This window comes from Streptomyces sp. NBC_00454 (assembly GCF_041434015.1).
GTDB lineage: Bacteria > Actinomycetota > Actinomycetes > Streptomycetales > Streptomycetaceae > Streptomyces.
The window spans coordinates 5,293,785-5,315,919 of record NZ_CP107907.1; the positions used below are offsets into that span (position 1 = coordinate 5,293,785).

22 protein-coding genes are annotated in these 22,135 nt (G+C 73.0%); 16 read left to right on the forward strand and 6 right to left on the reverse strand.

Going from position 1 to position 22,135, the window contains the following annotated elements:
* Nucleotides 1-96 precede the first annotated feature (96 nt).
* The 3 genes from OHU74_RS24610 (at nucleotide 97) to OHU74_RS24620 (ending at nucleotide 2,400) form a co-directional block, all read left to right on the forward strand.
* Nucleotides 97-504, forward strand: a complete 408-nt coding sequence (locus tag OHU74_RS24610; protein ID WP_371619796.1) for a hypothetical protein — start codon at nucleotides 97-99, stop codon at nucleotides 502-504.
* A gap of 124 nt (nucleotides 505-628) precedes the next feature.
* Complete coding sequence (locus tag OHU74_RS24615; RefSeq protein WP_371617894.1) at nucleotides 629-1,486, forward strand: sulfurtransferase; 858 nt, start codon at nucleotides 629-631, stop codon at nucleotides 1,484-1,486.
* 161 nt (nucleotides 1,487-1,647) lie between these two features.
* Nucleotides 1,648-2,400, forward strand: coding sequence for a DUF4097 domain-containing protein (locus tag OHU74_RS24620; RefSeq protein WP_371617895.1), 753 nt, complete (start codon nucleotides 1,648-1,650; stop codon nucleotides 2,398-2,400).
* Nucleotides 2,401-2,463: 63 nt separating this feature from the next.
* Here OHU74_RS24620 and OHU74_RS24625 read toward each other — a convergent pair whose 3' ends face one another.
* Nucleotides 2,464-2,874, reverse strand: coding sequence for a DUF4259 domain-containing protein (locus tag OHU74_RS24625; protein ID WP_371617896.1), 411 nt, complete (start codon nucleotides 2,872-2,874; stop codon nucleotides 2,464-2,466).
* 204 nt (nucleotides 2,875-3,078) lie between these two features.
* Here OHU74_RS24625 and lon point away from each other — a divergent pair, with 204 nt between their 5' ends.
* Together lon and OHU74_RS24635 are read left to right on the forward strand one after the other, a co-directional pair.
* Entirely contained in the window at nucleotides 3,079-5,475 is a 2,397-nt protein-coding gene (gene lon / locus OHU74_RS24630; RefSeq protein WP_371617897.1) for an endopeptidase La, read from the forward strand.
* Between the two features lie 121 nt (nucleotides 5,476-5,596).
* Nucleotides 5,597-6,082, forward strand: a complete 486-nt coding sequence (locus OHU74_RS24635) for a MarR family winged helix-turn-helix transcriptional regulator (RefSeq protein ID WP_371619797.1) — start codon at nucleotides 5,597-5,599, stop codon at nucleotides 6,080-6,082.
* A 72-nt stretch (nucleotides 6,083-6,154) separates the two neighbouring features.
* Here OHU74_RS24635 and OHU74_RS24640 read toward each other — a convergent pair whose 3' ends face one another.
* The gene (locus OHU74_RS24640) at nucleotides 6,155-6,928 is read right to left on the reverse strand and encodes a hypothetical protein (RefSeq protein WP_371617898.1); all 774 of its coding nucleotides are present in this window, start codon (nucleotides 6,926-6,928) and stop codon (nucleotides 6,155-6,157) included.
* Between the two features lie 568 nt (nucleotides 6,929-7,496).
* On the opposite strand from OHU74_RS24640, the gene OHU74_RS24645 reads away from it, so the two are divergent.
* Genes OHU74_RS24645 through OHU74_RS24665 form a run of 5 tightly spaced genes read left to right on the forward strand, consistent with a single transcriptional unit; the run spans nucleotide 7,497 to nucleotide 13,062 of the window.
* On the forward strand, nucleotides 7,497-10,247 hold the full coding sequence (locus tag OHU74_RS24645) for a nitrate- and nitrite sensing domain-containing protein (protein ID WP_371617899.1): 2,751 nt from the start codon (nucleotides 7,497-7,499) through the stop codon (nucleotides 10,245-10,247).
* Nucleotides 10,244-10,735 carry a roadblock/LC7 domain-containing protein gene (locus OHU74_RS24650; RefSeq protein ID WP_371617900.1) on the forward strand — a complete coding sequence of 164 codons (492 nt, stop codon included), beginning with the start codon at nucleotides 10,244-10,246 and terminating at the stop codon, nucleotides 10,733-10,735. The genes OHU74_RS24645 and OHU74_RS24650 overlap by 4 nt, the downstream gene beginning before the upstream one ends.
* A complete protein-coding gene (locus OHU74_RS24655; protein WP_330298560.1) occupies nucleotides 10,732-11,121 on the forward strand; it encodes a DUF742 domain-containing protein in 390 nt (129 codons plus the stop codon). Before OHU74_RS24650 ends, OHU74_RS24655 begins: the two co-directional genes overlap by 4 nt.
* Entirely contained in the window at nucleotides 11,102-11,764 is a 663-nt protein-coding gene (locus OHU74_RS24660) for an ATP/GTP-binding protein (protein ID WP_330298561.1), read from the forward strand. The genes OHU74_RS24655 and OHU74_RS24660 overlap by 20 nt, the downstream gene beginning before the upstream one ends.
* An 11-nt stretch (nucleotides 11,765-11,775) precedes the next feature.
* A complete protein-coding gene (locus OHU74_RS24665; RefSeq protein ID WP_371617901.1) occupies nucleotides 11,776-13,062 on the forward strand; it encodes a styrene monooxygenase/indole monooxygenase family protein in 1,287 nt (428 codons plus the stop codon).
* On the opposite strand, the gene OHU74_RS24670 is transcribed toward OHU74_RS24665, so the two are convergent.
* The 3 genes from OHU74_RS24670 to OHU74_RS24680 all read right to left on the reverse strand — a co-directional run bounded on the left by OHU74_RS24670 (nucleotide 12,987) and on the right by OHU74_RS24680 (nucleotide 15,210).
* Nucleotides 12,987-14,297: an NlpC/P60 family protein gene (locus OHU74_RS24670; RefSeq protein WP_371617902.1), complete on the reverse strand. Its 1,311-nt coding sequence runs from the start codon at nucleotides 14,295-14,297 to the stop codon at nucleotides 12,987-12,989. The two genes, OHU74_RS24665 and OHU74_RS24670, sit on opposite strands and share 76 nt — an antisense overlap.
* A gap of 140 nt (nucleotides 14,298-14,437) precedes the next feature.
* Complete coding sequence (locus tag OHU74_RS24675; RefSeq protein ID WP_371617903.1) at nucleotides 14,438-14,821, reverse strand: SHOCT domain-containing protein; 384 nt, start codon at nucleotides 14,819-14,821, stop codon at nucleotides 14,438-14,440.
* Nucleotides 14,821-15,210 (reverse strand): DUF6325 family protein, encoded by a 390-nt coding sequence (locus tag OHU74_RS24680; RefSeq protein WP_371617904.1) that lies wholly within the window; start codon nucleotides 15,208-15,210, stop codon nucleotides 14,821-14,823. The genes OHU74_RS24675 and OHU74_RS24680 overlap by 1 nt, the downstream gene beginning before the upstream one ends.
* 109 nt (nucleotides 15,211-15,319) lie before the next feature.
* Between OHU74_RS24680 and OHU74_RS24685 the strand changes: the two genes are divergently transcribed.
* Genes OHU74_RS24685 through OHU74_RS24695 form a run of 3 tightly spaced genes read left to right on the forward strand, consistent with a single transcriptional unit; the run spans nucleotide 15,320 to nucleotide 18,703 of the window.
* The gene (locus OHU74_RS24685) at nucleotides 15,320-16,735 is read left to right on the forward strand and encodes an FtsW/RodA/SpoVE family cell cycle protein (RefSeq protein ID WP_371617905.1); all 1,416 of its coding nucleotides are present in this window, start codon (nucleotides 15,320-15,322) and stop codon (nucleotides 16,733-16,735) included.
* A complete protein-coding gene (locus OHU74_RS24690; RefSeq protein ID WP_371617906.1) occupies nucleotides 16,732-18,207 on the forward strand; it encodes a penicillin-binding transpeptidase domain-containing protein in 1,476 nt (491 codons plus the stop codon). The genes OHU74_RS24685 and OHU74_RS24690 overlap by 4 nt, the downstream gene beginning before the upstream one ends.
* Nucleotides 18,208-18,250: 43 nt before the next feature.
* Complete coding sequence (locus tag OHU74_RS24695; RefSeq protein ID WP_371617907.1) at nucleotides 18,251-18,703, forward strand: DUF3291 domain-containing protein; 453 nt, start codon at nucleotides 18,251-18,253, stop codon at nucleotides 18,701-18,703.
* On the opposite strand, the gene OHU74_RS24700 is transcribed toward OHU74_RS24695, so the two are convergent.
* A complete protein-coding gene (locus OHU74_RS24700; RefSeq protein WP_371617908.1) occupies nucleotides 18,700-19,803 on the reverse strand; it encodes a ferritin-like domain-containing protein in 1,104 nt (367 codons plus the stop codon). The genes OHU74_RS24695 and OHU74_RS24700 overlap by 4 nt on opposite strands.
* Before the next feature lie 176 nt (nucleotides 19,804-19,979).
* Here OHU74_RS24700 and OHU74_RS24705 point away from each other — a divergent pair, with 176 nt between their 5' ends.
* The 3 genes from OHU74_RS24705 (at nucleotide 19,980) to OHU74_RS24715 (ending at nucleotide 22,106) form a co-directional block, all read left to right on the forward strand.
* Entirely contained in the window at nucleotides 19,980-20,909 is a 930-nt protein-coding gene (locus OHU74_RS24705) for a diiron oxygenase (RefSeq protein WP_371617909.1), read from the forward strand.
* Nucleotides 20,910-21,025: 116 nt separating this feature from the next.
* Nucleotides 21,026-21,742, forward strand: coding sequence for a helix-turn-helix domain-containing protein (locus tag OHU74_RS24710; RefSeq protein WP_330298571.1), 717 nt, complete (start codon nucleotides 21,026-21,028; stop codon nucleotides 21,740-21,742).
* Nucleotides 21,743-21,806: 64 nt separating this feature from the next.
* Nucleotides 21,807-22,106, forward strand: coding sequence for a hypothetical protein (locus tag OHU74_RS24715; protein WP_371617910.1), 300 nt, complete (start codon nucleotides 21,807-21,809; stop codon nucleotides 22,104-22,106).
* The last annotated feature ends 29 nt before the right edge of the window (nucleotides 22,107-22,135 follow it).

Sequence of the window (22,135 nt, forward strand, 5' to 3'; positions counted from 1 at the left end):
CTGCCGCCCGCGTCGGCTACTGCCTGCGGCCACGCCCGTTTCTGCCCCAGGTTCGATCTTCTTCGCAGGGCGTGAGACCTTCTGGTCGTGACGGAGATGACGGGTGGGCCGGAGTCGGCCTTGGACGAGGCGTCGTCCCCTTCGTGGATACGACGTGCCCGCGCCGGGCGTGATCTGGCCGCCTTCGCCGATGCTCCGGAAGCTGCGGGCGCGCTGGTGGGTCTGCTGCTGGACGCCCAGGACACCGCGGTGACGCGGCAGACGGCGGAGGCCCTGGCCCGAACGGGGACGGCGGCCGCGGTGCGGCTCATCGCTCTCGCGGTGGTCGAGGCCGACGAAAACCAGGCCGACTGGCTGCAGACCGGGGTGCATGACGCGCACGAGGGACCGGACGGTCTGCCGGACGTCGCCGCGGCCTGCGGGAAGCTCGCCCGCGACCAGGAGGGGGCCGTCCGTCGGGGTGCCGCGGAGATCTCGGCCTGGATGGCCGGCACGGTCCGTTGACCCCAACCGGGCTGCCCGTGGGCCCGGCCGGCCACCCGCCCCGGCAACTCGCGAAGCCCCGTAGGAGGATGGGGCCGAGGGGGCCGGTGGGGTGAGGCCCGTTGGCTTCTGCCGGAGGTGTCGTATGAGCGCGGTCCGTTCCCACTCCCTGGTGCCGCCCGGCCCGTTGGTCGGCGGCGACTGGCTCGCGGAGCGCCTCGGTGCCCCCGGGCTGGTCGTCTTCGACGCCTCCGTCGGCGGTCACCGGGACGGCGGCCGCCGCATCCCCGGCGCCCGGCCCTTCGACCTCGACGGCGACCTGTCCGACCACAGCGCCGCCGCCCCGCACACCATGCCGGGCGCCGAGGCCTTCGCCGGGGCGATGCGCGCCCTCGGGGTCGACGAGGACAGTACGGTCGTCGCGTACGACGGCGCCGGGATCTACTCCAGCGCCCGCGCCTGGTGGATGCTGCGCGCCATGGGCTTCGACCGGGTCGCCGTCCTCGACGGCGGGCTCCCCGCGTGGCTCGCCGCCGGGCGGCCGGTGGAGGAGCGCGCGGCGGCGTACGAGGGCCCCCGCGGCTCCTTCGCCGCCCGCCCCCGAGCCGGGCTCCTGGTGGATGCCGCCACCGTCTCGGCGGCCCTGGCCGATCCGGCCGCCGCCGTGCTCGACGCCCGCACCCGCGAGCGCTTCGCGGGCACCGCCCCCGAACCCCGCCCAGGCCTGCGCGGCGGCCACATGCCGGGAGCGGTCAGCCTGCCGTTCGGGGAACTCCAGGACGCCGACGGCCTGATGCGCCCCGCCGCGGAGCTCCGCGAGGCGATCGGGGCGGTGGCGGGGGACCGGGAGCGGCTCTACTTCAGCTGCGGATCCGGGGTCACGGCCTGCGTGCTCGCCCTTGGCGCGGACCTCGCCGGGTACGGGCGCCTCGCGGTGTACGACGGCTCCTGGAGCGAGTGGGGCATGCCGTCACCGGACCGGCCGGTGGTGACGGGGACCTAGGCCGGTTCGTAGGTCGGTCAGCCGCAGCGCCGCCCGGCGGGTGCCGGTGCCGGGGGTGCCGCGCGGTTCCGTGGGGGTCCGGGTCCGGGGGGTTATCCCCACCGGGAACGGGGCGTGGTCCCCATGGCCTTCGCCGCCGGCCCGCGGGCACGATCGTCCTCATGACCCTGACTGCTCGCACCGCCGTCACCTCCACCGCCGTCGCCCTCGCCGCGGGCCTGCTCCTCACCGGCTGCTCCTTCTCCCTGACGGCCCCGCAGAAGAAGGCGAGCTCCGACGTCACCGTCTCGGAGGCCGTCACGACGGTCGAGGTGCCGGACGCACGCAGCGGCGACATCGAGGTCACCGTCGGCTCCGGGCCGGGCGTCGTCGTCCACCGCACCGTCCGCTACCGCGGCGACAGCAAGCCCGAGCCCGCCCACCGGGTCTCGGGGGGCGTGCTGACCCTCACCAACGGGGACTGCTCCGACGAATGCGCCGTCGACTACCGCCTGGAGGTGCCAGCCTCCGCCAAGGTCGAACTCCACGGCGACAGCGGGGACATCACCGTGGCCGGGGTGGCCGCGGCCGACCTCGCAACCTCCTCCGGCGAGGTCAAGGCCGAAGGGATTGCCGGGCAGCTGAAGATCCGTACCTCCTCGGGGGACATCTCCGCCGAGAACCTGGCCGGCCGGACGGTGGAGGCCCGCTCCGAATCCGGCGCCGTCGACCTGGCCTTCGCGAAGGCCCCGGCCTCGGTCGCCGTGGCGTCCACCTCGGGCGACGCGAAGCTGAAGGTCCCTTCGGCCCCGTACCGGGTCGAGGTCTCCACCGATTCGGGCGATCGCGCGATCACCATCCCCACGGACCCGGCCGCCCCGGCCAGCCTGTCGGTGAAGACCACCTCGGGCGACATCCAGATCTCGGCGGCCTGAGGCCTCCGCATCGCAGGGGTGAACGGCTGAGCCCTGTGCCTGTGCCTATGCGTACGCCTATGTCTACGCCTGCTGCGGTGCGAGGACGGTCCGGAGTTCGCCGATGCCGGCCCGCCAGGGCCCGGGCCGCTGCGTCTCCTCCCAGAGTTCCATGAGCTCGGAGGGCTCGGTGACCACCCGGTCGAGGGCCCTGACGGCGAACGCGCGCAGGTCGCCGGAGAGCCGGGGCAGGGGCAGGTCAGGGCCGTAGGGCGTGGTCACCGGCGTGCCGCCGGGGCACTGTGCGGCAATCAGCGCGGCCGCGGCGACCGCCTGCACGGCGATGTCCTGGTCGAGGTAGTCGAGTGTGTCGATCGCTTCCCCGAGGGCGCTGCGGATGAGGGCCTCGCGCTCGTTCTCCGGCGCTTCGTCGAGGTCTCCGCAGAAGTCCGCGGCCGTGTCGTTGTCGAAGGGGCCGACGTCCCAGGTGCCCATGTTCTTCTCCCGCTCGTGGTGATGTCCGCGGATCGTCGCAGGGGCCACTGACAACGCCGTCGGTCCCGGTCCCGGCTCCCGGGCCCCTGGACCGGACGGCTGCCGCGACCCCTGTTCGCCCCCGGCGAACGGGGGTTGGGGAACATTGGGGCGCGCATGTGCATTGAGTCGGCATAGCTCAACTTCACTGCCGGAGGGAAGATCATGGCTTCGACGTCCGTAACGCTCACCCTGCCCGTGCTGCCGCTCGACGACGAGGTCGTGCTGCCAGGAATGGTCGTACCGCTGGACCTGACCGACTCCGAGGCCCGAGCGGCCGTGGAGGCGGCTCAGGCTGCCGCCGGGAGCGGGAAGCCGCGGGTGCTGCTCGTGCCGCGGGTCGACGGGAAGTACACCGGGACCGGGGTGCTGGGCACCGTGGAGCAGGTGGGACGGCTGTCGGACGGGGACCCGGGGGCGCTGATCCGGGGGCGCGGGCGGGTCCGTATCGGGGCCGGGACCACCGGGCCCGGGGCTGCGCTCTGGGTCGAGGGCGAGACCGTGGACGAGAGCGTCCCCGATCCGCTGCCCGGGGCCGTCACCGAGCTGGTCAAGGAGTACAAGGCACTCGCCACCAGCTGGCTCAAGAAGCGCGGGGCCTGGCAGGTCGTGGACCGGGTGCAGCAGATCGAAGGGGTCTCGGCGCTCGCCGACAACTCCGGGTACTCGCCCTTCCTGAGCGTGGCCCAGAAGGTGGAGCTCCTGGAGACCGCCGACCCGATCGCGCGGCTCAAGCTCGCGGTCAAGGCGCTCAGCGACCACCTCGCCGAACAGGACGTCGCCGAGTCCATCGCCAAGGACGTCCAGGACGGGGTCGACAAGCAGCAGCGGGAGTTCCTGCTCAAGCGCCAGTTGGAGGCCGTCCGCAAGGAACTGCGCGAGCTCGGCGGCGAGAAGGAGGGCGAGGAGTCCGACGACTACCGGGCCCGCGTCGAGGCCGCGGACCTGCCCGAGAAGGTGCGGGAGGCCGCGCTCAAGGAGGTCGAGAAGCTGGAGCGTTCCAGCGACCAGTCCCCCGAGGGCTCCTGGATCCGCACCTGGCTGGACACCGTGCTCGAACTGCCCTGGAACGAGCGGACCGAGGACGAGTACGACATCCGCGGCGCCCGGGCCGTCCTGGACGCCGAGCACGCCGGGCTGGGCGACGTGAAGGACCGGATCACCGAGTACCTCGCGGTGCGCAAGCGCCGCTCCGAGCGCGGGATGGGCGTCGTGGGCGGCCGCCGCGGCGGGGCCGTGCTGGCGCTCGTAGGCCCTCCGGGAGTCGGCAAGACCTCCCTCGGGGAGTCGGTGGCCCACGCCATGGGACGCAAGTTCGTCCGCGTCGCGCTGGGCGGAGTACGGGACGAGGCCGAGATCCGCGGCCACCGGCGTACGTACGTGGGCGCGCTGCCCGGCCGGATCGTCCGGGCCATCAAGGAGGCCGGCTCGATGAACCCGGTCGTCCTGCTCGACGAGATCGACAAGGTCGGCTCCGACTTCCGCGGGGACCCGGCGGCGGCGCTGCTGGAGGTGCTCGACCCCGCCCAGAACCACACCTTCCGGGACCACTACCTGGAGGTGGAACTGGACCTGAGCGACGTCGTGTTCCTGGCCACCGCCAATGTCCTGGAGGCCATCCCCGAGGCCCTCGCCGACCGCATGGAGCTGGTGCGCCTCGACGGCTACACCGAGGACGAGAAGGTGGTCATCGCCCGCGACCACCTGCTGCCCCGCCAACTGGAGCGCGCCGGCCTCGGCGCGGAGGAAGTGGTCCTGGAGGACGAGGCGCTGCGCAAGCTGGCCGGGGAGTACACCCGCGAGGCGGGCGTACGCACCCTGGAGCGCTCCCTCGCCCGCCTGCTGCGCAAGGTGGCCTCCCAGCACGAGCTCGGAGAGCGGGAGCTGCCGGTGCGGATCGGGGCCGGCGAACTGCGGGCGCTGATCGGGCGGCCGCACCACGTACCGGAGTCCGCGCAGGACCCGGCCGAGCGGCGCACCGCCGTGCCCGGCGTGGCCACCGGCCTCGCCGTGACCGGGGCGGGCGGGGACGTGCTGTTCGTGGAGGCCTCGCTGGCCGATCCCGAGACGGGGGCGGCCGGGCTCACGCTGACCGGGCAGCTCGGCGACGTGATGAAGGAGTCGGCGCAGATCGCGCTCAGCTTCCTGCGCTCGCACGGCGCGGAGCTGGAACTCCCGGTCGCCGACCTGAAGGACCGGGGCGTGCACATCCACTTCCCGGCGGGCGCGGTGCCCAAGGACGGCCCGAGCGCGGGCGTCACGATGACCACGGCCCTGGCCTCGCTGCTGTCCGGGCGGCAGGTGCGGACCGACGTGGCCATGACCGGTGAGGTCTCGCTGACCGGACGCGTCCTGCCCATCGGCGGGGTCAAGCAGAAGCTGCTGGCCGCGCACCGGGCCGGGCTGACCACCGTCATCATCCCCAAGCGCAACGAGGCCGACCTGGACGACGTCCCGGCCGAGGTGCTGGAGGGGCTGGAGGTGCACCCGGTGACGGATGTCCGCCAGGTCCTGGCGCTGGCCCTGGTCCCCGACGCGGTCACGGTGACCGCGGTCGCCTGACGGGTCACCTGACCGGTCGCCTGACCGGTTGCACGACCGGCCGCCTGATCTGCCCCCGACGAAAGGCCCTCGGGCCCGGGATCCCGCCGACCGGCGGGGCCCCGGGCCCTCGGCGTACCCGCTGCGAAATACTGGTGGCCCACACACCACCGAAGGAGCGGGACACGTGCACGGGAGCGAAGACCAGGAGTTCCTTGCCCTGGAGCGGGAGCTGTCCGTCTTCCTCCGGCGCGCCCGCGCCTCGTCCGGGGAGATGGCGCGCGAACTGCACCCGGAGCTGGAGCCGGCCGCGTACGGGCTCCTCGTCCGCCTGGAGGCCGCCGGCCGGCAGCGGGCGACCGAGCTGGCCGGGTACTTCGGGGTCGGCAAGGCCACGATGAGCCGGCAGCTGCGGGCCTTGGAGGTACTGGGCCTGGTGGCCCGCGAACCGGACCCGGCGGACGGCCGCGCCTTCCTGGTCGGGCTCACGGACGAGGGCCGGGAGCGCTTCCTGCGGGTCCGCGACGCCCGGCGCGAGCAGTACATGCGCAAGCTCGCGGACTGGGACCGCGGGGAGGTCGCGGAGCTGGCCCGGCTGCTGAACCAGCTGAACGCGGGCGTGGAGTAGGGGAGCAGGGGAGCAGCCGGGCGGGACCGGGAGCGGCTCGCCGCCACCCCGGGCGGCCCGCCCTCGCCCCCGCTACAGCTCCGCGTAAGCCGCCGAGGCGTCGTCGTGCCGTTTGCCGCGTCCGTGCTGCCGGTCGGGGTCCGTCTCCAGGGTCCGGACGCGGTCGATCAGGGACTGGGCGCCCTCCTTGCGCAGCACCGCCAGGCATTCGGCCCAGTCGCCCTCCCCGAAGGTGTCCGTCCACCGGCTCGCCCCGTCCGTGAGCGCCGCCACCGCCCGGACCTCGGCGCGGGGCGTCCGCCCGGTCACCGCGCGGGAGGCCACCGCCGGGTCCGCGGCGGCCGTGAAGAAACCGCCCTCCGCGTTGCGCAGCAGGTCCGCCGAGGCGTTCGTACGCAGCTGCTCGCGCGGGATCCGGTCCAGCCGGTCGTCGAGGACCGCGCGCACCTCGCCCCCGGGCGCCTGGAGGAGGAGTACGGAGTCCGAGAGCACCAGGTGTTCGACGCAGGACTCGTCCCAGCGGACGATGACCACCGTCGCCTGCGGGGTCCGGACGTGAGAAAGGTCACAGGTGTCGCGGTGGGCGTCGGCGGTGGCGGCGATGGACTCCGCGAGGACCCGGTCGAGCGGCATGTCCCGCCGCGATCCGGACAGTTCGGTCAATCGGCCGCCGAGCCGGGCCGCGAACCAGGGGACTCCGTGCGCGCATCCGACCTCGCCCGGCGGCGGGGTGACCCCGTCGAGGGCGACCAGGACTCCGCCGCCCGACGCGGGTATCGCGGCCGACAGCCAGTCCTCGTTGGGGCGTTCCGGATCGCCGGGGGCGGAAGAGAGGTCGATGCGCATACGGACATTCTGCCCGTGCGGGGTGCCGGAGGGGCGGGACGGGTCGGGGCGAGTGCGGACCAAAGAGGTACGGGTGGGGCGGTAGGGAATCCCCGGGCCCAGTGGGGTGACCGTCGGTATGTGGGCGGGCATCCTGCCAAAAGCCGCATCAATCTTTCAACCACCCGTCCACGGCGGGGCTCTGACGGCGGTTCGCCGAGTTGGCCGCCAACTCGTCCGTGATGTTCACTCCTTCGTGTGGCCGGGTGGGTGATGTACGGCCCTCTTCCCGGGGCACTGCGAAGGTCTGAGGCGGTACGGCGGCACAGCAGCGCGAGACGACAGGGGCGGGGGGCGTTTACTTGTTGACCGGCCGTTACCTCGGCCACACGAGTAGACGAGCACGAGCAGCACACGTACAGGATTGCGAGCACCGGTGCAGAAGAAGCGGCCTCGGAAGAACGGCACCGTCGCGAACGGCACCGCACCCGGTGGCACCGCAACCGACCGACCAGCCTCCGAAGGCACCGCCACCGCCCACGCCCGAACGGGAGCCCCAGCGGGAGCTCCCGCGGGGCGCCGGGTGCGCGTGCGCCGCAGGCTGGTCATCGGAGTTGCCGTGGCCGGGCTCGCCGTCCTCGCGGCCGGGGCGCCCGCCGTCCTGTCCGCCTCGGCGGACCTGAAGGACTCCCAGCACCTGGTCACCCTCGCCGAGCAGACCGGGGCCACCCTCACCCTCGCGCACCTCCTGGGCGACGAACGCGACGCCGTCACCGAGTACGTGGCCCAGGGCCGCCCCGGTGGCGCGCTGGCCGCCGTCCAGGAGCACACCGCGGGCACCGACCGCCAGCTCGCCGAGGTCCGGGCCGACGCCGACGGGCAGGACGGGCAACTGGCCCGCGCCCTCGGCAGGGTCCGCGCCGTGCGCACCGAGGCCGTCGAAGGCAAGGGCAGCGCGCTCGCCGCGCACCAGGCCTACTCCGGGGTCATCGCCGAACTCCTCGCCCCCGGCGCCCGGCTCGCCGAGCTGACCCCGCCGCGCGCCGAGGACGCCCTCGTCACCACCCGCCCGCTGGCCCCCCTCGGCCAGGCCGTGGAACAGGCCTCCGCCACCCGCGGACTGATCCTCGCCGCGCTGGACGTGCCCCGCGGGGAGACCTCGGGCGCCGCCGCCGTGGACGAACTGACCACCGCCGCCCAGCGGACGCGGGTACGGGAACTGGGCGCCCTCGACGACTTCGCGCGGGCCGCGCGCCCCGACGTGCGCCAGACCCTCGCCGCCACCGTCGCCGGACCCGAGGTCAAGACGGCAGACGAGTACCTCAGACGGCTCACCGACCGGCCTACGCTCTCCTCCGCCGACCGCAAGCTCGACTCCGACGCCGTCGCTCCGTCCCTCACCGCCCGCATCGACCGGATGCGCTCGGTCGAGGCCACCCTCGCCGGCCAGCGCGCCACCGCCCTCGCCACGCTGCGGGACGACGACGTGACCGCCCTGGAGACCCTGCTCGCCTTCCTCGGCGTGCTGTTCCTGGTCACCATCGGCGTCACCACGGCCATCGCCCGCTCGCTGACCCGCCCGCTGTCGGTCCTGCGGCGCGGCGCCGCGCGGCTGGCGACGCCCGAGGGCTCGGTGGAGCCGGTCCGGTTCACCGGCCGCAACGACGAGTTCGCCGAGGTCGTACGCAGCCTCAACTCCGTGCGGGACCAGACGGTCTCCCTGCACACCCGGATCGCCGGGCTCGACGCCGACCGCCGCCGCCTGATCGGCCGCAACGAGGCGCTCACCTCGGGCCGCGAGGCGCTGGAGGACGAACTCGGGCAGCTGCGGGCCGGGCTGGAGGAGCACCGCCGCATCATGTCGACGACCTCCGTGTCGCTGTCCCTGCGGACCCTCGGGCTCGTCGAGCGCCAACTCGCCGTCATCGAGGAGCTGGAGTCCGAGGAGCAGGACCCGGACCGGCTCGCCACCCTCTTCAAGCTCGACCACCTGGCGACCGTGATGCGCCGCCACAACGAGAACCTCCTGGTCCTCGCGGGTCAGGAGCACGGCCACGGGCAGGGCCTGCCGGTGCCGCTCGTCGACGTGATGCGTGCGGCGGTCAGCGAGATCGAGCGCTACGAGCGCGTCGACCTCGGGGCGCTGCCCTCGTACACGCAGATCGCCGGGCACGCGGCCGACGACATCTCGCACGTGCTCGCGGAACTGCTGGAGAACGCGACGACCTTCTCGCCGCCGGACGCCAAGGTGAAGGTGTCCGGCTGGCTGCTGGACTCCGGCGACGTGGTCCTGTCCGTGGTGGACGAGGGCATCGGGGTCGCGGGGGACCGGCTGGAGACGCTCAACGCCCGCCTGGCCACCCCGGACGCGTACGACGAGGAGCCGGAGTCGGAACACGGCCTGGGCCTCGGCCTGTACGTGGCCGGCCGGCTCGCGGCCCGGCACGGCGTGAGCGCGGAGCTGCGGACCTCGCGGCACGGAGGCACGGAGGCGCTGGTCGTCGTACCGGTGTCCCTGCTGCCGACCGCTCCGCCGGTTTCGCCCGTCCACACCCTGGGTACCCCGGGAGCCCCCGCACTGCACCTGCCCGGCGTGGTCGCCGAGGCGAACGAGAACACCCTCCCGTCCCGCCTACGGGGCCTTGCCGCCACCGGCGACGCCACCGAGGAGGAGGCTCCCGCGCAGGCCGCCGAGCCCGAGGCGGATCCCGAGCCCGAGGCGGCTCCCGCGGAGCAGCCGCGCTGGATCACCGAGCCGATCGGAGAGCCCACGACGGCTCCCGAGCCCGAGCCCGCGACTGCCTCCGAGCCCGAGCCCGAGGCGGCCCCCGAGCCCGAGCCGGTCCACGAGTCCGCCCCCGCTCCGGCCGAGGAGCTGCTGGCCCGGGTGGTCCCGGAGCCCGCTCCGGCTGCCTTCGCGCCCCCGGCCGAGCAGCTGCCGCCGGCCGAGCAGGTCTTCCGCGTCCCGGCCCCGGCCGAGGCACCCGCCCCCGCCGAGGCTCCGGCCCCCGCGGAGGTGCCCGCCGAGGTCCAGGTCCCCGCCCAGGCGTCCGCGCCCGCCGAGGTCCCCGTACCCGTCGAGGACGAGGCCCTCACCGACAAGGGCCTGCCCAAGCGGACCCCCCGCGTGGTGGCCGCCGGGCGGGCGGAAGAGGTACCGGCCGCGCCGCGCCGGGTGGACGCCGACGAGCTGCGCCGCCGCCTCGGCGGGTTCTACCGCGGTGCCCAGGACGGGCGGCGCGTCGTGGAGGCGGAGCTCGCGCAGGAACCGGGGCACGACCAACGGCAAGACCAGGGGCAGACCGACCGGGGGGACACCGCACAGGAGGCACGCACATGACCGCGCCCAGTACGTACGGACTGAGCACCCAGGCCCGCAACCTTCAGTGGCTGCTCACCGACCTGGTCGAGGAGGTCCCCGGGGTCAATTCCGTGGCCGTCGTGTCCTCGGACGGGCTCCTGTTGCTGTCCTCCGAACCGGTGGCACCCGACACGCCCCCGGCCGAGGCCGCCGCGGCCCGCCCCAGGGGCCCCAGGGGCGCCTCCGCCGACCTCGCGACCATCGTCTCCGGCCTCGGCTCCCTCACCACGGGCGCAGCCGCCCTGATGGACGGCGGCGCGGTCAAGCAGACGATGGTGGCGATGGAGCACGGCTCCGTGTTCGTCATGTCCATCAGCGACGGCTCGCTCCTCGGAGTGCACGCCACGCCCGACTGCGACATGAGCGTCGTCGCCTACCACATGGCCCTGTTCGTGGGCCGCGCCGGCCACGTCCTGACCCCCGAAGTCCGCAGTGAGCTGCGCCAGTCGATGGAGAAAACCCCGTGAGGAGTCCGGCCTCCGACCGGCTGCCGATACGCGGCGCCGACCGCCGCCCCGCGCGTGTACGCCCGTACTCGCTGACCGGCGGCCGCACCCGTTTCACCCAGGTCCTGAACGTCGAGACCTTCGTCGCCGCCCTGGACACCAAGGTGTCCGCGCCGCAGAAGCCCGACCGGATGCCCGAGATGCCGGCCATCGTCGAGGTCTGCCGCCGCATGCGCACGATCGCCGAGATCGCCGCGCTGCTGAAGCTGCCGCTCGGTGTGGTGCGCGTCCTCGTCAGCGATCTCGCCGACCAGGGAAGGATCCGCGTCTACGGGACCGGGCACGGCACCGGCCGTCCCGACCGCGCGCTGCTCGAAAGGGTGCTCAGTGGGCTCCGCCGTCTCTGAAACCGGCTTCCTCCCCCCGTCCGACCTCTTCTCCCGGGCGGGTTCACCCGTCCCCGGGGACGAGCCCGTACAGCCCTGGCAGTACGACCGCTCGCGCGCGCCCGTGGCCGTGAAGGTGCTGGTGGCGGGCGGGTTCGGGGTGGGCAAGACCACCTTCGTCGGGTCCGTCTCCGAGATAGCGCCGCTGCGTACCGAGGCGGTGATGACACAGGCCAGCGTCCCGACCGACGACCTGTCCTCGACCCCGGACAAGCACACCACCACCGTCGCGATGGACTTCGGACGCGTCACGCTCGACGACGACCTCGTCCTGTACGTGTACGGGACGCCGGGCCAGGAGCGCTTCTGGTTCATGTGGGACGACCTGGTGCGCGGCGCCATCGGCGGGATCGTCCTCGCCGACACCCGCCGGCTGCGCGACTGCTTCCCGGCCCTCGACTACTTCGAGAGCTGCGGGCTGCCGTACGCCGTCGCCGTCAACCACTTCGAGGGCACCCGGTCGTACGAACCCGATGACGTGCGGGAGGCGCTGTCCATACCGGCCGGGGTTCCCGTGGTGATCATGGACGCCCGGAGCCGGGTCACGGTAGTGGAATCCCTGCTGACCCTCGTGGGCCACGCCCTCGACTCGACCCCCGAATAGAGAACGTGCAGATGCGCAAGATACTCGTCGTCGGCGCCGGCCAGTCCGGTCTCCAGCTCGCCCTCGGACTCCAGTCGAAGGGCTACGAGGTCACCCTCATGTCCAACCGGACGGCGGACGAGATACGCACCGGCCGGGTCATGTCCACCCAGTGCATGTTCGACACCGCGCTGCGGCACGAGCGGGACCTCCAGCTCAACCTCTGGGAGCAGCAGGCCCCGAAGATCGAGGGTCTGGGCGTCTCGGTCGCTGCCCCCGACACCAGCCGCGCCGTCGACTGGCTCGGCACGCTGAAGGGCTTCGCCCAGTCCGTCGACCAGCGCGTGAAGATGTCCGGCTGGCTCGACACCTTCGCGCAGCGCGGCGGCCAGCTGGTCATCCACGGGGCCACCGTCTCCGACCTGGACTTCTTCTCCCGTACGTACGACCTGGTGCTGGTCGCGGCCGGAAAGGGCGAGCTGGTCTCGCTGTTCGGCCGGGACGCCGCCCGCTCCCCGTACGACGCCCCGCAGCGCGCGCTCGCCGTCAGTTACGTCCATGGCCTCGGCCCGCGCCCCGAGCACCCGGACACGGAGGCCGTGCGCTGCAACCTGGTCCCGGGCGTCGGCGAGCTGTTCGTCATGCCGACGCTGACCACCTCCGGCCGGGCCGACATCCTCTTCTGGGAGGGCGTCCCGGGCGGTCCCCTGGACGTCTTCAACGGCGTGCAGGACCCGGCCGACCACCTGGCGCTGACGCTGGAACTGATGGAGAAGTTCACGCCCTGGGAGTACGCGCGCGCCACCAAGGTGGAGCTGACGGACGCGGGCGCCACGCTCGCCGGCCGCTACGCCCCCGTCGTGCGCAACCCGATCGGCCGGCTGCCCGGCGGCGGCCTGGTGCTGGGCGTCGCGGACGTGGTCGTCGCGAACGACCCGATCACCGGCCAGGGCGCGAACTCCGCCGCCAAGTGCGCGGCCTCGTACCTGTCGTCGATCATCATGCACGGGGACAACCCGTTCGACGAGGCCTGGATGAAGGCCACCTTCGACAAGTACTGGTTCACCAGCGGCAAGCCGACGACCCAGTGGACCAACGCCATGCTCGGCGTCCCGCCGGAGCACGTGCTGAACCTGATCGGTGCGGCCGGGCAGCTCCAGCCGGTGGCGGATCGTTTCGCCAACGGCTTCGACAACCCGGCCGACTTCGACGCGTTCTTCTACGACCCCGAGGACGCGGCCGACTACCTGGCCGAGGTCGCGGCCTCGGTCGCCGGCTCCAACGCCGCCTCGGACGAGGGCGCCTCCGCCTCCGAGTAACCCGAGTCGTCCCCCGCCGCCCCGCCCCCGTTCGCGGGCAGCGGCGGCGGGGTGAAGGCGGGCAGCGGCGCCCCGTCCGGGTCCGGCCGCACCGCGCCGAGCAGCGGATTCGCCGCGATCGGCGAGACCTTGACCTTCGCGCCCGGCCGCGGCGCCTGGATCACCTTGCCCTCGCCGACGTACAGGGCCACGTGCGTGGCGGTCGGGAAGTACACCACCAGATCGCCCGGCCGGAGCTCGTCGAGCGGCACCCTGGGCAGCTGCGCCCACTGCTCCTGGCTGGTCCGCGGGATCGCGCGGCCCGCGTGCGCCCAGGCCTGCGAGGTCAGCCCGGAACAGTCGAAGGACGCCGGGCCCTCGGCGCCCCAGACGTACGGCTTGCCGATCTGCGCGGCCGCGTACGTGAGCGCCGAGCCGCCGGCCGCCGTGGGGTTACGGGGCTTCGTGCCCAGCTTCCCCGAATCGACCAGCTCCCGCTGCGCGGCGGCGGTGTTCTCGGCCTCGCGGGTGCCGAGTTCGCCGAGCTGGGCGGGGGAGAGGGAAGCGAGCATCCGCTCGACCTCCTTGAGCTGCGCGGCGGCCGTCTCCTTGCGCTTCTTCGTCTCGATCGCCAGCTTCTGCTCGGAATCCAGGGCCTTGCGTGCGGCGACGGCGAGGACGTCGGCCTGCTGCTCGCTGCGGCCCAGCAGCTCCAGCGCCGCGGCCCGCCGGGTCCCCTCGCGCTCCGCGAGCCGCCGCTGGTCCAGGGCCCCTTGGGGGTCCCCGGCGAACAGCATCCGGGCGTACGGGGAGAACCCCCGGCCCGCCTTGTACTGCTCGCGCGCCAGCTTGCCGGTGGTGGCGTGGGCCTCGGTGACAGCGGTACGGGCCTTCCCGAGCTCGGCGGCGAGCCGGCGCTCCTCGCCCTGGCGGGCGGTCAGCGCGGTCTCGGCGGCGTTGTAGGCCTCGGTGGCCTGCTCGGCCTGCTGGTAGAGGCCCTGGAGCCGGGAGAGGAGGACCCCGACGGGCTCGGCGGGGGCGTCGGGGACGCCGGGGAGACCGGGGGCGGCGGGGGCGGTGAGCGAGTCCGGCGCGCCGGGAGCTTCGGGTGCCCGGGGCGCTCCGGGGGCCCCGGGCGAGGCGGGCATGTCGGGCATGTCGGGCGCGGCTTGTGCGGCCGGGAGCGGGCCCGCGGTGGCGAGGACCGCGGCGACGCAGGCGGCGCGAAGCAGCCGACTCCGATGTCGACGTGACATGTGGTCACCTCCAGGCGGCCGATGCTGCCACGCCCGGTATGACAATTCGGCCACCCGAGTCGGCCGTGCCGTGCCGCTCACCCGGTCGGCGTACGGCTGCCCGCCGGGGCGGCGCCGGACCGGACCGCCCTGCCGTCCGCTCAGCCCCCTGGGCCCAGCAGCCGGGCCTTGGCCGTCGAGAACTCCTCGGGGGTGAGCAGGCCTTCGCGGGCCAGGGCGGCCAGTCGGGTCAGCTGGTCGGTGAGTTCGGCTCCGGCCGCGGCTGGCCCGGAGCTCCGCGGACCGGAGGCCGAGGCCGAGGCGGAGGCGGAGGCGGAGGGGACGGGTGAGGTGGCGGACGAGACGGCTGACGAGGTGGCGGCCGGGGCGGCGTGCGAGGCGGCCGGGGCGGCGGCGGAGGCAGCGGGCTGCGGCCGGGCCGAGTCCCACACGTACGCCCCGCGCTTCAGGATCCCGCGCAGCAGCGGGTTGCCCGTCGGGCGCTGGGCGGGGTTGACGACTGAGCCGATGGGGCGGATGAACATCAGGCCACCCCCAGCCGGTCGGCCGGGAGCCGGACCGCGCCCGCGATGCGGCCGCCCGCCGCTCGCACCGCGACGGCCGCGTCCTCGGCCCATACGTGTTCGATCACCAGGAGGAGCGCGCAGCTGCCGCGTTCCAGCAGGTCCGCCGCTTCCGTGACGTCCTCCGGGCCGATCAGCGGGGCCGCCTCGCGGTGCGCGAGCAGGCCCCTGAGCTCGACGAACTCGTCGAACTCGGCGGCCAGCACCTCCCCGGCCGCCGTCTTGGTGGCCACGAGACCGTCGATCAGCCGTACGACCCCGGCCTTGCGCAGTCCCATCACCGCCTCGACCGCCGCGACCCGCAACTGTTCCTCGGGGAAGGCCAGGACGATGAACTCCGCAGGTCCCATGGGGAGAGGCTCCTGATCCGCTACTTCGCTTCCGACCGGTTCTGACGACTCTTCGGCACACTATGACATAAGCGGACATACGGGCCGCCTGCTTGCTACGTTTCCCCGTATGACCGCTCTGACGGCAAAGGTGGCGGAGCCCGCCCCGCCCCCGCCCCCCGATGTCCACGCCCCCAAGCGTCGCGGCGTCGAGCTGTCGCTGCTCTTCGGCGCCGTGTCGATCGCGGTCCTCGGCCACCTCTACGTCGGCCTCACCACCACCGGCCACATCCCGCACCCCGCCTCCCACTACGCCGCCGGCCTCGCCCTCGCCGCGCTCGCCGCCCACCTGGCCGTCCGGCTGTGCGCCCCGTACGCCGATCCGCTGCTGCTCCCGATCGCCGTCCTGCTCAACGGGCTCGGCCTCGTCCTCATCCAGCGGCTCGACGCCACCACGCCCGGCCACGTCACCGCCGGGGAGCAGCTGCGCTGGTCGGCCCTCGGGGTGGCCCTGTTCGTGCTCGCAGTGATGGCGCTCCGGGACCACCGGGTGCTCCAGAAGTACGCGTACCTCGCCGCGGCCGCCGCGCTCGCGCTGATGCTCGTGCCCGTCTTCTTCCCGGCCGTCAACGGCGCGCACATCTGGATCCGGTTCGGCGGACTCTCCTTCCAGCCGGGGGAGTTCGCCAAGATCCTGCTCGCCGTGTTCTTCGCCGCCTACCTCGCCGCGAACCGCACCGCCCTGGCCCTCACCGGACGCACCCTCTTCTGGAGGCTGAAGCTGCTCCCCGGCCGGGTCCTCGGACCGATCCTCGCCGTCTGGCTGCTCTCGGTCGGCGTGCTCGTCCTGGAGCGGGACCTGGGGACCTCGCTGCTCTTCTTCGGCCTCTTCGTCATCATGCTGTTCACCGCCACCGGCCGGATCGGCTGGATCGCCATCGGGCTGCTGCTCGCGGCCGTGGGCGCGTACGCCGTCGGGACGTTCGAGCCGCACGTGAACAGCCGCGTGGACGACTGGCTGAATCCTTTCGCCTCCATCGAGCGCGGCGACGGCCCCGGCCAGCTCGCCCAGTCCCTCTTCGCCTTCGGGGCCGGCGGGCTACTGGGCGCGGGCCTGGGCCACGGCCAGTCCTTCCTCATCGGCTTCGCCGCCAAATCGGACTTCATCCTCGCCACCGCCGGAGAGGAGCTCGGCCTCGTCGGCCTCACCGCGATCCTGCTCCTCTACGGGCTCCTCGTCTCCCGCGGTTTCCGCGCCGGACTCGCGCTGCGCGACCCCTTCGGCCGCCTCCTCGCCACCGGACTCGCCTCGATCCTCGCGCTCCAGGTGTTCGTCATCGCCGGCGGAGTCACCGGCCTGATCCCGCTCACCGGCATGGCCATGCCCTTCCTCGCCCAGGGCGGCTCCTCCGTCGTCACCAACTGGATCATCGTCGCCCTGCTGATCCGGCTCAGCGACAGCGCCCGCAGACCCCGGCCCGAGGGGTCGGACGGGCCGGACGGGCCGGACGGGTCGGACCGGTCGGCCGAGGAGGGCGACGCGTGATCCGCTACATCCGCTGGTGCGCGTACTTCTGCGCCCTGCTGCTCGTCGCCCTGCTGGTCAACGTGGCCCGCGTGCAGGTCTGGGAGTCCGCCGGCTACGGCGTGAACCCGGCCAACAAGCGCCCCGCCATCGAGCGCTACGCCGAACCGCGCGGGGACATCACGGTCGACGGCCGGCCCGTCACCGGCTCCCGGGACAGCCGCCAACTCCTGCGCTACGAGCGGACGTACAAGAACGGCCCCCTCTACGCCCCCGTCACCGGCTTCTCCTCCCAGACCTACGGCACCAGCTTCCTGGAGCGCGCCGAGGATCCGGTCCTCTCCGGCACCGACCCCGGACTCTCCGCCTTCCCGCTCTGGTACGAACTCGCGCGCGGCCGCCCCGGCGGCGGCAACGCCGCCACCACCATCCGGGCGAGCATGCAGCTGGCCGCGTACACCGGGCTGGCGGGCAAGAGGGGCGCGGTCGCGGCCGTCGAGCCGGCCACGGGCAGGATCCTCGCGCTGGTCAGCAGCCCCTCCTACGATCCGGCGCTGCTCTCCGGCACCGGGCCGAAGGTCAAGGAGGCCTGGGAGAAGCTCAACGCGGACCCCGCCAAGCCCATGCTCAACCGCGCGCTGCGCGAGACCTACCCGCCCGGCTCCACCTTCAAGATCGTGACGGCGGCGGCCGCCCTGGACGCGGGCACGGTCACCGATGTGGACGCGCCGACCCAGACCCCGGACCCCTACCCGCTGCCCGGCACGAACACCCTGCTCCCGAACGCGGGCACCGGCTGTGCCGACGCCTCGATGGCGGACGCCGTGCAGTGGTCCTGCAACACGGTGATGGCGAAGATCGGCGTACAGGTCGGCCTGCGCGGGATGACGGAGGCCGCGCGCCGGTTCGGTTTCAACGACGACGGGCTGCGGGTTCCGGCCTGGGTCTCGCGCTCGAACTTCGACACCGACATGAGCCCGGACCAGCTGGCCCTGTCCTCCATCGGGCAGTTCAACACCAAGGCCACGCCCCTGCAGATGGCGATGGTGGCGGCCGCGGTGGCCAACGGCGGCGTGCTCAAGACCCCCTACCTGGTGGACCGCACGACGCAGGACGACGGTGACCCGGTCCGCCGCACCGACCAGCACACCCTCGGCCGGGCCATGACCCCGCTGACCGCGATGCGGATGCAGGAGCTGATGGTGAAGGTGGTGGAGAACGGCACGGGCAAGAACGCGGAGATCCCCGGCGCGGTGGTCGGCGGCAAGACCGGCACCGCCCAGCACGGAGTCGGCAACGCGGGCACCCCCTACGCCTGGTTCATCTCCTGGGCGGCCAAGGAGGGCGGGGCGCCGCCCGCGGTCGCGGTGGCCGTGGTCGTCGAGGATGCCTCGGCGGTGCGCGGGGACATCAGCGGCAACGGCGCGGCCGCGCCGATCGCGCGCGCGGTCATGGAGGCGGCGCTGGCCGCCCCCGCACCGTCCACCCCATGAAACGGCCGGGGGGAAGCGGCAGTTCCGTGATTACGTTGGCGGGATGACCCACGAACTGGCGCAAGTGAACATATCCCGGCTCAAGTACCCCCTGGACTCACCGGAGCTGAAGGACTTCGTCGACGGACTCGACCACGTCAACGCCGTCGCCGAGGCGGCGGAGGGCTTCGTCTGGCGGCTGGAGGGCGAGGGCGGCGACGCGACCGACGTGTCCGTCTTCGACGACGAGTGGATCATCATCAACATGTCCGTCTGGCGCGACGCGGCGTCCCTCAACACCTTCATGTACGCCGGGCGCCACCGGGAACTGATGGCGCGGCGCCGCGAGTTCTTCGAGCCCGTCAAGGAGGCCATGACGGCCCTGTGGTGGGTCCCGGCGGGCGAGCGCCCGACGGTCGCGGACGCCGAGGAACGCCTGATCCGCCTGCGGGAACACGGCCCGACCCCGTACGCGTTCACCTTCCGCGAGCAGTTCCCGCCGGTGGAGCCCTCCTAGGCCGCCCCCTCCGCGATGGCCTCGGCCACCTCCGCCACCCGCTGCTCCTCCTCGGCCGCGAACCGCTCGCGGTCGAGGGCCTCGGCGATCTCCTCGTCCTGGCTCATCAGCAGGTCCAGGTTGGAGTTGCCCATCTCGAAGACGCCCATGTCCAGGTACGCCTTCTGCAGCCGCTCGCCCCACAGCCCGATGTCCTTCACGCACGGCACGATCCGGCTGAACAGCAGCTTGCGGAAGAGCGCCAGGAACTCCGACTGCTCGCTGAACTCCTCGGCCTCCTTGCGGGAGATGCCGAAATTCTCCAGCACCTCCACCCCGCGCAGCCGGTCGCGCATCAGGTAGCAGCCCTCGATCACGAACTCCTCGCGCTCGCGCAGCTCGGCGTCCGACAGCTGCCTGTAGTAGTCGCGCAGCGCCATCCGCCCGAACGCCACGTGCCGTGCCTCGTCCTGCATCACGTAGGCCAGGATCTGCTTGGGCAGCGGCTTGTCGGTGGTGTCGCGGATCATGCCGAAGGCGGCCAGCGCGAGGCCCTCGATGAGCACCTGCATGCCCAGGTACGGCATGTCCCAGCGGGAGTCGCGCAGGGTGTCGCCGAGCAACCCCTGGAGGCTGTCGTTGATCGGGTAGAGCATCCCGACCTTCTCGTGCAGGAACCGTCCGAAGATCTCGGCGTGCCGGGCCTCGTCCATGGTCTGGGTGGCGGAGTAGAACTTGGCGTCCAGGTCCGGCACCGACTCGACGATCCGCGCCGCGCACACCATCGCGCCCTGCTCGCCGTGGAGGAACTGGCTGAAGTTCCACGCGCTGTAGTGCCGGCGCAGCTCGCCCTTGTCCCGCTCGGAGAGTTTGGCCCAGTGCCGGGTGCCGTAGAGCGTCAGCGCCTCGTCGGGGGTGCCGAGCGGATCGTACGGATCCACCTCGATGTCCCAGGCGATGCGCTTGGCGCCGTCCCACTGCTTGTCCTTGCCCTTCTGGTACAAGGCCAGCAGCCGTTCGCGACCGCCGTCGTACTCCCAGCTGAAACGGGCGCTGCCGGACGCGGGGACCGGCCAGACGGCTGCGCCCGGGTCATTGGTGTAGAGCTCGTGCGTCGACACTGACGCCCCCTCGTCTCACGTAGCCGTGTACTTCCGTACAGGACCGGACAGTTGGCAGCGTCACACGTTGGTAGACGCGCGGTCAACAAGTCGTGCGCGAGGGATTGACGGTCTTGCTGACAGGCAGTCTCATAAGGAGTGACCGCCGGTAACTCGACGACGAGGTGTCCGAAGCCATGACCACCGTGACCGAACGAGCCGAGCTGCGTGACGCCCTCGGCCTGCTCAAGGACCGCGAGCAGACGGCCGAGCGGCTGCTCGAATCCTCGGCCAAGCACTCCTTCGACCCGGACAAGGAGCTCGACTGGGACGCCCCGCCCATCGACGGCAAGTACTACTGGCCGCCCGAGCTGCTCTCCCTCTTCGACACCCCGCTCTGGAAGAAGATGGGCGAGGAGCAGCGCATCGAACTCTCCCGCCACGAGGCGGCGGCGCTCGCCTCGCTCGGCATCTGGTTCGAGATCATCCTCATGCAGCTGCTGGTCCGGCACGTCTACGACAAGTCCCTGACCAGCAACCACGTCCGCTACGCGCTCACCGAGATCGCCGACGAGTGCCGCCACTCGATGATGTTCGCCCGCATGATCAAGACGGGCGGTGCCCCCGAGTACCCGGTCTCCCGCACCAACCACAACCTCGCCCGCGTCCTCAAGACCGTCTCCACCACCCCCGGTTCCTTCGCCTGCACCCTCCTCGGCGAGGAGGTCCTCGACTGGATGCAGCGGCTGACCTTCCCGGACGAGCGGATCCAGCCCCTGGTCCGCGGAGTCACCCGCATCCACGTCATAGAGGAGGCGCGCCACGTCCGCTACGCCCGCGAGGAACTGCGCCGCCAGATGCTCACCGCCCCGCGCTGGGAACAGGAACTCACCCGCGTCAGCTGCGGCCAGGCCGCCCGCGTCTTCTCGCAGGCCTTCGTGAACCCCCAGGTCTACGACAACATCGGCATCGACCGGCGCGAGGCGCTGGCCCAGGTCAAGGCCAGCGGCCACCGCCGGGAGGTCATGCAGACCGGAGCGAAGCGGCTCACCGACTTCCTGGACGACATCGGCGTGATGCGCGGGGTCGGCCGCAAGCTATGGAAGAGCTCGGGACTGCTCGCCTGAGGGACCTCCCGGGAACCCGGGCCGAGTCCGGGCCTGAGTCCGGGCCTGAGTCCGAGCCTGAAGTCCGGGCCCGAACTCCCCGCCGGAAGGCCACCGGGTGGGGCTACCCTGCGGACATGACCACCGCGCGTGCGTACCGCAGGCTGAGCGTCGAGGAGCGGCGGGCCCAGCTCCTCGACGCGGCCCTGTCGCTGTTCGCGCACCGGGCTCCGGAGGAGGTCTCGCTGGACGACGTCGCCGAGGCCGCCGGAGTCTCGCGCCCGCTCGTCTACCGCTACTTCCCCGGCGGAAAGCAGCAGCTCTACGAGGCCGCCCTGCGCTCGGCGGCCGACGTCCTGCAGCTCTGCTTCGCCGAACCCCAGGCCGGCCCGCTGACCCAGCGGCTCTCCCGGGCCCTGGACCGCTACCTGGCCTTCGTCGACGAACACGACGCCGGGTTCTCCGCCCTCCTCCAGGGCGGCAGCGTGGTCGAAACCTCCCGCACCACCGCCACCGTCGACGGCATCCGCCGCGCGGCCGCCGAGGCGATCCTCTTCCACCTCGGCGTCCCGGCGCCCGGCGCGCGGCTGCGGATGATGGTGCGTACGTGGATCACGGCGGTCGAGGCCGCCTCGCTGATCTGGATCGACGAGGGCAAGCAGCCGGAGGTCTCCTCGCTCCGGGACTGGCTGGTGGACCAGTTCATCGCCCTCCTGACGGCGACCGCCGCCACCGACCCGGAGACCGCGGCGGCGGCCCGCGCGGCACTCGCCCTCGAATCGGCGGAGGGCCCGGTCGGGGTGCTGGCGCGGCGGGTGATCCCGGTGGTCTCCGAGGCGGCCCACCTGCTGTGACCTTATGGACTGCTGTGACTTCGCGGACTGCGGTGATTTTCCGGACTGCTGTGAGACTGGAGGGGTGAGAAGCCAACCCACCTCCTTCGAGGGCGGCCCGATGGACGGCCGGACCCTCCCGATCCTCCTCGGCCCGACCGGCCATCCGCCGAAGTGGTACGAGATCCCGGTCCCGGACCCGGACGGCGGCGCCCCGACGGTGCTGCTCTACGAGCGGGTCCCGTCCGGGTACTCGAAGCGTCTGGGGCTCCAGAAGGGCTGGAAGTACGCCTACTCGCCCACGGGCGAGAAGCCCCGCCCGCGGTGGCCTTGGACGAAGGCGAAGCCGAAGGCGGAGGCGGAGCCGGAGCGGCCTGAGGCCTGACCGGGGGAGGGGCCGTTCCCCGGTGGGCC

Excerpts from the sequence above, each read along its gene's own strand:
- OHU74_RS24680 (WP_371617904.1), bottom strand. The coding sequence starts at position 15,210 with ATGGGACCTGCGGAGTTCATCGTCCTGGCCTTCCCCGAGGAACAGTTG.
- OHU74_RS24625 (WP_371617896.1), bottom strand. The coding sequence starts at position 2,874 with ATGGGCACCTGGGACGTCGGCCCCTTCGACAACGACACGGCCGCGGAC.
- OHU74_RS24710 (WP_330298571.1), top strand. The coding sequence starts at position 21,026 with ATGACCACCGCGCGTGCGTACCGCAGGCTGAGCGTCGAGGAGCGGCGG.
- OHU74_RS24650 (WP_371617900.1), top strand. The coding sequence starts at position 10,244 with ATGACCGCGCCCAGTACGTACGGACTGAGCACCCAGGCCCGCAACCTT.
- OHU74_RS24670 (WP_371617902.1), bottom strand. The coding sequence starts at position 14,297 with ATGTCACGTCGACATCGGAGTCGGCTGCTTCGCGCCGCCTGCGTCGCC.
- OHU74_RS24615 (WP_371617894.1), top strand. The coding sequence starts at position 629 with ATGAGCGCGGTCCGTTCCCACTCCCTGGTGCCGCCCGGCCCGTTGGTC.
- lon (WP_371617897.1), top strand. The coding sequence starts at position 3,079 with ATGGCTTCGACGTCCGTAACGCTCACCCTGCCCGTGCTGCCGCTCGAC.
- OHU74_RS24665 (WP_371617901.1), top strand. The coding sequence starts at position 11,776 with ATGCGCAAGATACTCGTCGTCGGCGCCGGCCAGTCCGGTCTCCAGCTC.
- OHU74_RS24685 (WP_371617905.1), top strand. The coding sequence starts at position 15,320 with ATGACCGCTCTGACGGCAAAGGTGGCGGAGCCCGCCCCGCCCCCGCCC.
- OHU74_RS24640 (WP_371617898.1), bottom strand. The coding sequence starts at position 6,928 with ATGCGCATCGACCTCTCTTCCGCCCCCGGCGATCCGGAACGCCCCAAC.
- OHU74_RS24675 (WP_371617903.1), bottom strand. The coding sequence starts at position 14,821 with ATGTTCATCCGCCCCATCGGCTCAGTCGTCAACCCCGCCCAGCGCCCG.
- OHU74_RS24705 (WP_371617909.1), top strand. The coding sequence starts at position 19,980 with ATGACCACCGTGACCGAACGAGCCGAGCTGCGTGACGCCCTCGGCCTG.
- OHU74_RS24610 (WP_371619796.1), top strand. The coding sequence starts at position 97 with ATGACGGGTGGGCCGGAGTCGGCCTTGGACGAGGCGTCGTCCCCTTCG.
- OHU74_RS24695 (WP_371617907.1), top strand. The coding sequence starts at position 18,251 with ATGACCCACGAACTGGCGCAAGTGAACATATCCCGGCTCAAGTACCCC.
- OHU74_RS24620 (WP_371617895.1), top strand. The coding sequence starts at position 1,648 with ATGACCCTGACTGCTCGCACCGCCGTCACCTCCACCGCCGTCGCCCTC.